A 10168-nucleotide genomic window follows, 5' to 3' on the forward strand; every position below is an offset into this window, starting at 1 on the left:
TATTATAATGGAAAACGGAAGCTGGCGTACAGCATGTAAAATACCCCGACATCCCAACATCCAATGAATCTGTAAAATGGTAACCCTTGTTCAGATCACTCCGGCAGTCCCTGAACGGTATTCCCCCGCGTCAACTCCTGGCTCTGATCCGCCCAGCGAATATTGAGCGAACGCGAAGTGAACAGGTCTGGACCATCAGATACCTGAAAGTGCAAATGAGCTTCACTAGAGTTGCCCGAATTACCCAAATCACCGATGTGATCACCCTGCTTGACTTTATCCCCTTTTTTCACGGCTACGCTGCCTTTTTTGATATGTCCAGTAATGCTATATTCCTGATTGCCATGGTCAATCACGACATAGTTCCCCGCCGGTTCTTCCGGATTCATCACGCCAGGTACATTATCCTCGATATCATTTTTGATCTCCACTACCGTACCATCCGCAGCAGCATAGAGCGGCTGACCAAAAGCATAATAGCTGGCATTATCCTTGGCGTCTCCCTGATAACTCGCCCCGTCTTTCGTCTGAACAATATCGAGTGCATAGCGCTGTGTTTCATGCTCGTAATGATAATTTTCCAGAACACTATGACCTCCCCAGAAGACATACATCTCTCCTTTCATCGGGAACTGAAATTCGGTTTTGGTTAACTTGTTATCTGTATCCGGATGAGATTCCAGTAGAGTAATGCTTAATCCGGCAATCTGATGATCTTCTGTAAAATAGGCGAGTATCCCCTTGGTTCCTGTATCGTCTGTCCACGCATGTTCCGTCAAACCATTCATCTCAGCATCTACCACCTGCTTCCACGACTTCACTCCTTTCAAAAAGCTGTCAGCAGACGCCTTGAAATCCTCTAAGGATACAGCTTGCTTCATGTCAGGAGTAAACTGATTATAAATTGCATCTTTGGAACCATTCGTCAATGTATCCAAGAGATTATCTGGTGTTACCTGTTGAGCTGTTGAACCATCATTTTGTTCTTTGCTTGTAGTGTCACCGTTATCCTTTTGATCCTGATCCTTTACCTGTTCTGTAGCTTGCTTCTCAGCCTGCACTGCTTCATCAGAGGTAATTTTGTTACTTGTACAAGCAGAGAGTACAGCAAACGCTGTCGCCGTCAGGAGCAGCAGTTTCCATTTCTTATTCATCATTCAACACCCTTTCTATTTATCTTTTCTTTCTTCTGTCAAATCTACATCATGAGTCTTATGCTTCGTCTAACCCTCACTTACATCTAGTTAAATTTATCGCCAGACTTTAAACGTCATAATTAAGGTTCTGTTAAGACAACAACTCTTCCAAGCTGTCCCAAGAATGATATGATATGAACAATATACTGAAAAGGAAATACAAGGGGGCAGTTTAACACCATGGATCACGTCTCGCTGCTGCTTGTTGACGATGAACAAGCGATTCTGCATATGCTCAAAACCGTGCTGCTCAAAGAACAGTTTTTCGATATCGACACGGTGACTACAGGCGAAGCTGCACTCGAGGCCTGCAGCAATAAAACGTATCATTGCATCGTGCTTGATATCATGCTTCCAGGCAGAAGCGGCCTGGACATTTGTCCTTTTCTACGGCAAATTACGGATGCACCTATTCTGTTTCTGACCGCCAAAATAACAGACTATGACAAGCTTACAGGCTTCGCCGTTGGCGGTGATGATTATGTTGTCAAACCATTTAATCCGCTTGAGGTGGTCGCACGCATCAAGTCGCTGCTGAATCGTTATCTGCCTTCCAAAGCTTCAAGCGTCCAACAAAACAACCAGGAATACGTAAAAACGTCATCCTCGAATACACCACAAGGGGTATATAATTACGGTCGTTTTCAGGTGCATGAGCTGGCCGGAGAGCTTCGTGTCGAAGGAAAGGCCGTCACCTGTCCGGCACTCGTGTTCCAACTACTGCTCTTTTTTTGCAAGCATCCTAACCGAATCTTCACCAAATCAGAACTGTATGAACGCGTATGGGGCTCCGAAGCCATCAGCGATGATAACACCGTTATGGTGCACATCCACCGTATTCGGGAACGTATCGAAGCAGACCCGTCCAATCCGGTATTTCTCGTCAATGTGCGCGGTCTGGGATACAAGCTGGTTCAAGCTGGAAGTGCAGTGCAGACATGAGTATTCGCCGCAAATTAATGACCCGGTTTATCGGCATGCTTACGGGTACTGTGCTCCTGATTATTTTGTTAGGCTCACTTGTCACCTTCTGGGTTGTACAGAAAACCAATGAAGTAAATTTGGTGGATGATTTTGTAAACTACGGCTTGGATCAGCTTATTAATACCGCGGAGATCCTGCCGGATAACACCATACGCTACGATTCCAATCTGTTGAAGCAGGTGGATAAAAATAAGGGATGGCTGCAGGTTCTGGATGAAAAAGGGGCTGTAATTGACGATTACCACGTCCCGCCTGATGTCCCGAGCTCCTACAAACCTGGTGAATTAATCGCCTATTGGGTAGCGGAAAAAGCGTTCCCGTACCAACTCTCCATGCTCATCAGAGAGAAGGACGGGAAGAATTTCACATTGTTATATGGCGAAAAGAATGTTGCCAAATCGTTAATGGATCAGGTCCGTGCAAAGCTCTTGTATGACCACGGAAAACTCACTGTAAAGCCAGTTGAGCAGCAGGCTTTTCGAAAATCAAATGCCTATCTTCAAGTTCTGGATACCTACGGGAAGGAGATAACCTCCTATAATAAGCCGGCTGTGGGTGTGCCTAGCGAGTACAGCATTCAGGATCTCGTTCTTAAAGTCCGTTATCCCAATCGTTCTGGCATCTCTGTATCAACGTGGTATGACGAACAACATGAAACGACCTGGCTGCTCAGTGTACCGGTTGATCCATCCGTCACCGAGAAGAGCAACCCCTACGCTTTTATTGTGGAGCCGGCATTGATTGTCTTGATTTTGTCCATCATTGTGCTGCTGGTTTTGCTGGCATTATGGTACGCCAATCGCTTCGGTTCCCCGATGCTGCATATGCTGCAGTGGCTGCAGCTTCTGGAGAAAGGACATTACGATGAGCCAACAGGGGTCTCGGGAATTCCTCGAAGTCAGCGTCGCAATGGAAAATGGAAGCGTAAATATCAAGTGTATGGCGAGGTGCTTCATTCCATGCAGGCCTTATCCCATACTCTCAAGCAGAATGAAGAACAACGGAAACAGACAGATTCTCTTCGAGAGGAATGGATCGCTGGCATCACGCATGACCTCAAGACACCTCTTTCTTCCATCCAGGGCTACGCTCATATGCTGGAAACGGACAAATACAGCTGGACGACAGAGGAAGTCCGGGAGTTCGCAGGTATCATGATAGACAAATCGATGTACATGGACAGGCTTGTGAATGACCTGGCGATGACCTATCGGCTGCGGAGCGGAGGATACCAGCCTGAAGTCATACAAAGTGACGTAAATGCGCTGCTTCGTGACCTTGTGTACCGAGCCGAGCGTAATCCCGCCTATGGGGAGAAGCGTATTCTTTTTCAACCTGCTGACGAGCCTGTATACGGGCTGGTGAACATACCTTCTTTTGAACGAATCGTAGATAACCTGACCGCTAATGCACTGCTCCACAACCCGCCAGAAGCTACTCTTGTTGTTCGTGTGCTTAAAGGTGAACGAGACGGTGAATTCACGATTGAATTTGCTGACAATGGTCAAGGCATGAGCCCCGAGATGGTATGGAAGCTGTTTGAACGATATTATCGGGGTACGGATACAGGCACTTCTGACATTGGGTCCGGGCTGGGCATGGCGGTCACCAAGGGTCTGATCGAAGCGATGAAAGGACGCATTGAGGTCCGCTCTGTACCAGGGAAAGGAACCACTATTCGGCTGATCTGGGATTCATAATTGCCTGATTCAATCTAGCACTTGACCTTTCCATTTTCAGTCTATATAATCGACACTCAAGTAACACCTGTTCCAAATGGTAATATGAATGTTGTACATTTCTGGATCACCGTATCTGAATTTTTCCTAAAGAATTCGATTCGCATGGTCCATTCATATTTGGCAATGACCAGAGACAAGATTTCGTTTGCGTGCTGCCCAGAGAGAGAAGGGATTGGTGAGACCTTCTTCAGCGAACGGACCGAAGTTACCCCTCTGCAGCCGTGGTCTCGAACCTCCGTTTAACTGCTAACCGCGCCTTCGCGGGAAACCTCAGTCCAAGCGGTCAGTAGAGTTCACCGCCTGATCCCCGTTAACGGATTCCAATGAGGGTTATGATGTTTCTAATCCCGGCGGCTGGCCGAGGATGGCTGCACCATAACCAAATTAGGGTGGAACCACGAGCCAAGCGCACTCGTCCCTTTTCCGGGACGGGTGTTTTTTGCGCTTCCATCACACATATTGGAGAGTGGTTCACATGAGTCAAGAGAACAAACAAAAATTTGAAAACAACACTGTATCCCCGGGCAATCCGCAGTCTGAAGTACCAGCAGCGTTAATCAAAGTACGGCTGCAAGGCGGAGATATCCGCTCTTATAATCAGGGCATTACTGTAGGTGAGGTTGCCTCTTCGATCAGCACAAGTCTTGGCAAGCAGGCCATCGGCGGTATTGTGAATGGTCGACATGTTGATCTGAGCGAAAAGCTGGAGCAGAGCTGCGAATTGATCATCGTGACTTTGGACAGCGAGCAAGGTATATACAGGTATCGTCACAGCACAGCTCATGTGCTGGCGCAGGCACTGAAGCGATTGTATGGGGCAGACCAGGTGAAGCTGGGCATCGGTCCTGTCATCGAGGATGGATTTTATTACGATGTGGATCTGGAGCAGTCCTTATCCATCAGCGACCTCGAAGCAATTGAGCGGGAAATGAACAGGATCATTCAGGAAAATCTTCCGATTCACCGCAAGGTGGTTAGCCGGGCGCAAGCTTTGGAGTTATTCGAAGCCGTTCAGGATCCTTACAAGCTGGAGCTCATCAGGGATTTGCCGGAGGATGCTGAACTGTCAATCTATGAGCAGGGTGAGTTTTTCGACTTGTGCCGCGGCCCTCATCTACCTTCCACTGGCCGCATCAAGGCATTTAAGCTGCTGAATGTGGCAGGTGCATACTGGCGCGGCAATTCGGACAACAAAATGATGCAGCGAATCTACGGCACTGCTTTTCCGAATAAAGCCCAGCTGGAGCAGCATCTTCATCTGCTCGAAGAAGCGAAAAAACGGGATCACCGCAAGCTTGGCAAAGAGCTGGAGCTGTTTATGTTCTCGGAAGAAGCACCCGGCATGCCCTTCTATCTGCCCAAAGGCATGACTGTCCGTACAGAGCTGGAACAGTTCTCACGAGAGCTGCAGCTGCAGGAAGGATATCAGGAGGTCCGCACTCCGCTCATGATGAACAACCGTCTGTGGGAGCAGTCCGGTCACTGGGAGCACTACAAGGACAACATGTATTTTGCGGACGTGGACGACGCCACTTTTGCATTGAAACCGATGAACTGCCCGGGACATATGCTGATTTTCAAAAACACACTGCATTCCTATCGCGAATTACCCATTCGCATGATGGAATTTGGTCAGGTTCACCGTCATGAATATTCAGGTGCCCTGAATGGCATGATGCGTGTGCGGACTTTTTGTCAGGACGATGCCCATCTCTATGTGATGCCCGAACAGATTGAAGAAGAGATCAACCGGGCCATCTCCCTGATAGGACGGATGTATGACATTTTCGGATTTGACTATAAAATAGAGCTGTCTACACGCCCGGAGGATTCCATGGGCTCGGAAGAATTGTGGGATCAGGCGGAGCAGGCGCTGCGGAGCGTGCTGGACGCCCGTGGTGTGGAATACCGCATTAACGAGGGCGACGGTGCGTTCTACGGTCCCAAGATTGACTTCCACATTCTCGATGCGCTCAAGCGTAGCTGGCAATGCGGAACAATCCAGCTTGATTTTCAAATGCCCGAAAAATTCGATCTGACATACATCGGTGAAGACAGCCTCCGGCATCGTCCGGTCGTGATCCACCGGGCTATTTACGGCTCCATCGACCGTTTTATCGGCATTCTTACAGAGCATTATGCAGGCGCATTCCCGCTCTGGCTTGCTCCTGTGCAAGTGAAGCTGATCCCCGTATCGGATCATTATGCAGACTATGCACTTCAGGTGCAAAGCCAGCTGCGGGCGTCCGGAATACGTGTGGAGACAGATTTGCGCAGTGAAAAGCTCGGATACAAAATTCGCGAGGCCCAGCTGCAGAAGGTACCGTATTCACTGGTGCTCGGGGAACAAGAGAAACATGCCTCGTCTGTCTCTGTCCGCGCTTACGGTCAGGGGGATCAAGGCATGAAGCGTGTTGATGCTTTAATTGAGGAGATTCTGCAGACTGTGAAGCACAAGGCTTAAACAAAGAGACTTCTTGCAGACTGTTAGCGCAGCGTGACGTGAGTCATGTGGGATGACCGGTATGCTTGTAGTGACCAGGCATGACTTGAGATGATACGGCGGGGCTTGTGGTGATTAGGGATAACTTGAGTATAGTGCTGCGGGACTTGTGGTGAGCTGGCGGGACTTGAAGATGACGTGCATAATCTGCTTTCAAATGACAAGGGGCATACTATCACGCATCCCAGGTCAGATTACAGCCTTTCTTCGGGTTTCAATCCGACCTGCTCTTCACTCCACGTCCATAACCGTTCAGCAGCCGTTTCATCCAGGGCGTGGTTCTTCAGGCGCTCTTCCTTCTGCCGGTAGAAGTAACGTCCGGTCACTCCGACGACATCCGGACTTGTCGCCAGATAGATCGCTGTGCGAGCCCCTTCCTCCGGCGTCAGGAAAAAGGGAAGCTTGCTTGCAAAAGCCATAACGCGAGTGCCGAATCCGGTGTTGCGGTCTACCCCGATGCTGGTGCCTACCGCGCCCGGATGCAGGCAATTGGCTGTAACGGAGGTTCCCGCAAGCCTGCGGGCAAGCGAACGGGTAAAATATACGTTAGCGAGCTTGGACTGGGCGTAACCTTTGATCGGGTTATATCCTTTGTGGAAATGCGGATCATCAAAATGAATTTTTCCGGCTTTATACGCACCAGACGAGACATTTACAATGCGCCCCTGCTTCGCTGCCTTCAGCGGTTCAATCAGAAGCAACGTGAGCAGAAAATGTCCCAGATGGTTAATACCGATGCTCTGCTCGAATCCATCCGATGTCTCCTTGCGTTTTATCATCACTACACCTGCATTGTTCACCAGCACATCGAGCTGATTATGCCGCTCGCTGAAGCTGCGGGCAAACTGGCGTATGCTGTCCAGCGAACCGAGATCACAGAGCATCAGCTCAATCCGGGTAGAGCCAGACTGGCGCAAAGCCTGCTGAAGCGCCTCCTGTCCTCTCTTTTCGCTACGGCAGGCCATAATGACATGATATCCCTGCCTTGCAAGCTCGATGGTAGTTACCAAACCCATGCCTGAGTTGGCTCCCGTAACAATTGCAGTCTGAATAGACATATGGTCCTTCCCTTCTGAACCGGAGGTTCTGTGAATTGTTTTTGCCCCGAAAGCGTGTGCGGAATTTTGTTCCAAAATATGAGATAATAAAGCGATCCTTTAATATATAAGTTGAACTAAAGATTTTACACCATCCACTCCGATGACAGAATAACCTGGAGAGTAGCGGTTATCCCCAGATTTTTCAATTCCCTTTACAAAGGGGAAAATCCGGTGATAAAGGCGAAGCGTATGCTTCCGATGCAGCTTTCTTGCAGAAAGCTTTTAGCTCCGCTTTTTCAGGTTTTTTCTGTCCTCTCCGTTTACGTGTAAATATAGTTCAACTTATATAACTCATTATCGTTATCTCTTTAACAACCAGCATCATAGTAAACCCTTGATGGATGTACCGGAGCTATGACGATCTATAGCAACCACTATCATAGAATCCATTTAAAAGCTTTCATCATAGCGGTTTCTTGATGAACCAGAGTTATCGCGATCCCTTAATGAGCATAATTAAGGTCATCTTTTTTTACACCTATCATCAGATCGTTATCCATTCACATCTCGGTATTCATGGGAGGACAAGTCGTATGCTGACCCAAGAGGAATTCAAACACGTGAAGAAACTCGCCAAGCTTGAGATCCATCTGCTCGAACAGGAATATCACGATATTCTGAACCATGTCGATTCCGCTATATATGAACACGTCGAATGGCTGGATGAAGAACAAGCGAGCGAGCTTGTCCGTAAACGAAAAAACAGAAGATACGCTTCGCTCACCGTGGAATTATGCTCGATTATGGAGCAGATGCTGCTGCAGCTCTACAAACGTACGTATCAGAAAAGGTTTAATTCGACCCAGCTCATGAAAACTCCTGCATACCGGGCACGCACTAACATGGAAATACTTGAGGCCGAGCTTGGCAAACAGCATATCGTTCTGAAGGTGGGCAAAGAGCAATGCAGCACCGCACTTCATCAGGCATTCCAGACCAGGAACCGGCTGATTCACGAAAACTTTTCGTTTGTAACTGTCGTCAAGGAAGGGAGCAATGAGGAAGAGACGTTTGAATGGATTCTGCATGCGGTGAAAAAATACAGGAAACATCTCAAGTATGAAGGCTTGGCATAAATGAATGAGAGAAGGCTTGATTTAATAAAGTGAGGAAGCTTGGTGTAATAAAGTGTAAAGGATGAATGAAGCCTTCATGTCGTTATCTTGAAAATACTACATTTATTAAAGGAGGTGTTCCGGATTCATATCCGGAAAAATATATGAACCAACCGATCCCATCCATCACCGTGTTACAGCTGCATATTCCAACACCAACAGGCAAGAACCCGATCCATCCCGTCCTGCTTCGTGACGAAGACGGCTATACCCTTGTTGACACAGGCATGATTGGTCAATTTGCCGAGCTGGAGGCTACACTCGAAAACCTGAATGTATCTCTCTCCGATATCAAACGTGTGATCCTGACTCATCAGGATATGGACCATATCGGTAATCTGGGCGCCCTGCTGGATGCCATTCCAGGTCTGGAGGTCTGGGCTCATGCGGATGAAATCCCGTATATTACCGGTGCACAGCCTCTGATCAAATTCACGCCGGAGCGCCGGGCGATGCTGCCCGCCCCTGTCCTGGCGCTTGCCGATCAACTGCTAATGCAGCTGCCTGAGATTAACATCAGCAGAACGTTAGCCGATGGAGATATCCTGCCGCTGCAAGGCGGGACACAAGTCATTCACACACCTGGGCATACACCAGGTCATCTGTGTTTGTATTTTGGCGAGCAGCAATTCCTGCTTGCTGCCGATGAGCTGCGTGTCGTTGACGACGAACTGGTCGGCCCCGCACCACCAGCAACACCCGACATGCCCGAAGCGCTGCGCGGTCTGAAAAAGCTCACAGGCTTGAAGCTGAATAAAGTCCTCTGCTACCATGGGGGAGAATATACGCAGAACCCTGAGAAACGCATTGCCGAGCTTGCGGAGAATCCCGAAGAAGCTTGAGCATGGCGCGGTTAAGGGTTAGTGATTACACGCTTAATGACCATTAGAGCGTGATCCTGCTATATCGTTATGCTCACCACTCCAGCAATGATGATGGCTGACTAAATCGTAATGATGTTAGATCGTGATCATCACTTACCAGAGCTCGATGAACGCTCGATTTCTCACTGTTAGGTTCTAACCCACCTGAAAGAAGCTGTCCCACGTCAGACATTGGCGAAGGGCAGCTGCTTTTGTTTTCATTTTGCACGATGAGAGAGTATCTGACGCTTGGGCCCTTCGCTGTTGTCCATTCGTACTTGTACTTTTTCTTCTCGCCTTTCGGCCTCCGATCTCTGCCCTTCACTCTTTACTCGCCGGCCTCCACTTTTCGACCTTCACTCTTCGTCCTTCGCTCTCCGACCTTTCTACTCTCGCTCTTCACCTCTTACTCTCCGACCTCCGACCTCCGCAGAATTCTAACGATTCCCAGAAGCCTTATTTGGCCTGATTCGCCACTTTTTATTTTTTAACGATTCCTGTGGAGCTAGAATAAAAAGTGGACACCCGTTAACGGACAGAAGGATAATAAGACTAACGGAGGTGTGTCCAATGGGAGAACAACGGCAACGGTATAATGAAGAATTTAAGAAACAAACGGTAAAATTCATCCAAGAACAGACCAAGACACTCGGAGACTTAGCCGA

General features: G+C 48.4%; 7 protein-coding genes. 5 read left to right on the forward strand and 2 right to left on the reverse strand.

From position 1 onward, the window contains the following. Positions 1–95: 95 nt before the first annotated feature. Positions 96–1154: a M23 family metallopeptidase gene (locus HNR77_RS26420; RefSeq protein ID WP_184190645.1), complete on the reverse strand. Its 1059-nt coding sequence runs from the start codon at positions 1152–1154 to the stop codon at positions 96–98. 222 nt (positions 1155–1376) lie between these two features. Here HNR77_RS26420 and HNR77_RS26425 point away from each other — a divergent pair, with 222 nt between their 5' ends. The 3 genes from HNR77_RS26425 to thrS all read left to right on the forward strand — a co-directional run bounded on the left by HNR77_RS26425 (position 1377) and on the right by thrS (position 6386). Beyond that, positions 1377–2138: a response regulator transcription factor gene (locus HNR77_RS26425; RefSeq protein WP_184190646.1), complete on the forward strand. Its 762-nt coding sequence runs from the start codon at positions 1377–1379 to the stop codon at positions 2136–2138. Next, entirely contained in the window at positions 2135–3880 is a 1746-nt protein-coding gene (locus HNR77_RS26430; RefSeq protein ID WP_184190647.1) for a sensor histidine kinase, read from the forward strand. Before HNR77_RS26425 ends, HNR77_RS26430 begins: the two co-directional genes overlap by 4 nt. A gap of 517 nt (positions 3881–4397) precedes the next feature. Next, positions 4398–6386, forward strand: coding sequence for a threonine--tRNA ligase (gene thrS / locus HNR77_RS26435; protein ID WP_184190650.1), 1989 nt, complete (start codon positions 4398–4400; stop codon positions 6384–6386). Between the two features lie 233 nt (positions 6387–6619). Here thrS and HNR77_RS26440 read toward each other — a convergent pair whose 3' ends face one another. After that, positions 6620–7483 (reverse strand): SDR family oxidoreductase, encoded by an 864-nt coding sequence (locus tag HNR77_RS26440; protein WP_184190652.1) that lies wholly within the window; start codon positions 7481–7483, stop codon positions 6620–6622. A gap of 575 nt (positions 7484–8058) precedes the next feature. Here HNR77_RS26440 and HNR77_RS26445 point away from each other — a divergent pair. Together HNR77_RS26445 and HNR77_RS26450 are read left to right on the forward strand one after the other, a co-directional pair. After that, positions 8059–8601 (forward strand): hypothetical protein, encoded by a 543-nt coding sequence (locus HNR77_RS26445; protein ID WP_184190654.1) that lies wholly within the window; start codon positions 8059–8061, stop codon positions 8599–8601. Positions 8602–8744: 143 nt separating this feature from the next. After that, the gene (locus HNR77_RS26450) at positions 8745–9482 is read left to right on the forward strand and encodes an MBL fold metallo-hydrolase (protein WP_184190656.1); all 738 of its coding nucleotides are present in this window, start codon (positions 8745–8747) and stop codon (positions 9480–9482) included. Positions 9483–10168: the final 686 nt, after the last annotated feature.

The organism is Paenibacillus sp. JGP012 (assembly GCF_014203995.1).
GTDB lineage: Bacteria > Bacillota > Bacilli > Paenibacillales > Paenibacillaceae > Paenibacillus > Paenibacillus silvae.

What these genes read in the sequence shown, in the direction of transcription:
- HNR77_RS26420 (WP_184190645.1), bottom strand. Translation starts at nt 1,154, where the DNA reads ATGAATAAGAAATGGAAACTGCTGCTCCTGACGGCGACAGCGTTTGCT.
- HNR77_RS26425 (WP_184190646.1), top strand. Translation starts at nt 1,377, where the DNA reads ATGGATCACGTCTCGCTGCTGCTTGTTGACGATGAACAAGCGATTCTG.
- HNR77_RS26430 (WP_184190647.1), top strand. Translation starts at nt 2,135, where the DNA reads ATGAGTATTCGCCGCAAATTAATGACCCGGTTTATCGGCATGCTTACG.
- thrS (WP_184190650.1), top strand. Translation starts at nt 4,398, where the DNA reads ATGAGTCAAGAGAACAAACAAAAATTTGAAAACAACACTGTATCCCCG.
- HNR77_RS26440 (WP_184190652.1), bottom strand. Translation starts at nt 7,483, where the DNA reads ATGTCTATTCAGACTGCAATTGTTACGGGAGCCAACTCAGGCATGGGT.
- HNR77_RS26445 (WP_184190654.1), top strand. Translation starts at nt 8,059, where the DNA reads ATGCTGACCCAAGAGGAATTCAAACACGTGAAGAAACTCGCCAAGCTT.
- HNR77_RS26450 (WP_184190656.1), top strand. Translation starts at nt 8,745, where the DNA reads ATGAACCAACCGATCCCATCCATCACCGTGTTACAGCTGCATATTCCA.